This is a genomic window from Asaia sp. SF2.1 (genome assembly GCF_000505765.1).
Taxonomy (GTDB): Bacteria; Pseudomonadota; Alphaproteobacteria; order Acetobacterales; family Acetobacteraceae; genus Asaia; species Asaia bogorensis.
On sequence record NZ_AYXS01000003.1, the window covers coordinates 37,946 to 39,570 of the forward strand.

Below are 1,625 nucleotides of genomic sequence, written 5' to 3' on the forward strand. Positions count from 1 at the left end.
AGGCTGCGACTGGCTCGAGACCGGCATCGATCGATCTTTGGGTCACACGGCGCAGAAGCTCACGCTTGCCAGCCGTCCGCTTGCCCCCCTTGTTACGCAGTGCCTCGACGCTCTCGGCACTATCCGTGATACCCAGAGCTGCCTTGCGTGCCTGTATCCGCTTTTGCATCTGGTCCCATCGAACGGGTCGATTGACACGTGACATCTCACAGTCTCTCCAAAAGCGTGAAGTCACCACCTTCTTCACTGCATCTCAAACGCAGATATCCCATATCGAGCTTTTCGGCCAAACGAAAAAGTACCGTCGCCTGGCGGAGCCGGGAATCGTCCGAGGGCGAAGCTACCGCAAACTGCGCCAGACGGTCCGCAATCATGTCTTCAATACGCGGCAGTTTGACAATTGGTCCCTCACGTAGTTGCAGGGCGAACAGCCTCTTTCTGTCGGCGCGTCCGTCAAACAGCGCGCTCCCCACTGCCTGGACGCCGTAGCGTGGATGATCGGGATGGAAGTATCCGACACGCAGCTTTCCGCATCTGTCTTCTCTCCTGAAGCCAGATGCGATCATGGCCTGGTCGAAGGCTTGATCGTTGATCACGACAAAATCGAAATCGCCAGATGAGAACGCACCGGCGGTATAGATGACGGTCGCGGCCCCACCGACAAGAACGGCATCATGGCCGGTGCCCGATCGGTAGGCTTCACAAACTATCCCCAGCGCATCGAGGCAGTGCCAGAAATCGTCAGGTATGCTCATGAGCCAGACCTTACCATCCCAATCCAGAGCAAGCCAGCAGAGCACCAACACTGCCAGACGTTCTCCTTCAGGGAACCGCTTCATATGAGGCGCATGGTCCTGTCTACACGCCTCGCCGACGCGTCCATGTCTGTGGTCCTGATTTCGACAATCTACGCAGACTGAAAGTCTGCATTTGTGTGTTAGACCCCTTCCCACCCAAAAGGTGATACGCTCATGAGACGGTGGCGATCCGTGTACGATACGTTATCGATGCGGAAGTGTTGCGCTTTGGCCGAGACCGTGGTAGGCGGGACAACATAGGGAGAACATCATGAGCGCTGCTGTCGCCGATATTTCAGGCATGCTCGATCTGGTCGGTCACGGCCAGAAACACTCCCGGCTGTTCCACTTCCTGAAAGAGCATCACGACGCGATCATTGCGAAACAGGAGGCCTGCGGCGATCCGATGGACTGGAGGGCTTTGTGCCCCTGGTTCGCCGAGAACGGGCTGACGAACATACAGGGAGAGGTGCCGTCGGTAGGGTGTGCAAGGCTCACCTGGTACCGTGTCAGGCGGGCAATCGGCGCCCTGCGCGACCGTCATGCTCAGGCCGTCGAACGGGCCGAGGCCGAGAAAATGCGCAGGAAAGCGGAGAAAGCTGCAGCGGCTCAGGCGATGCGGACACCTGCCCGCGAGCCATTGCCATCACCGGTTCAGCATTACAGGACAGCGGAGGAAATCCGCCTCTCCCGTCCAGAGGCATCACGGCATATTCCTCTGGACGATCCTTATCGGGGCGGGCGCCCCCAATACGCACCGGAGATACTCGCAGCTTGCGCGCCGCCCGCCTATCCAATGCATGAACCCTCCGCGACGCCACGCATCGA

At 58.9% G+C, this 1,625-nt stretch carries 3 protein-coding genes; 1 reads left to right on the plus strand and 2 read right to left on the minus strand.

Going from position 1 to position 1,625, the window contains the following annotated elements:
- The coding region (locus tag P792_RS37350; protein WP_031240073.1) for a hypothetical protein at positions 1–205 on the minus strand (205 nt) is incomplete at its 3' end.
- A 1-nt stretch (position 206) separates the two neighbouring features.
- Complete coding sequence (locus P792_RS0117900; protein ID WP_023977726.1) at positions 207–839, minus strand: hypothetical protein; 633 nt, start codon at positions 837–839, stop codon at positions 207–209.
- 229 nt (positions 840–1,068) lie between these two features.
- Between P792_RS0117900 and P792_RS37355 the strand changes: the two genes are divergently transcribed.
- Positions 1,069–1,625 (plus strand): hypothetical protein (locus P792_RS37355; RefSeq protein WP_161630805.1); only part of this gene is annotated, 557 nt, incomplete at its 3' end.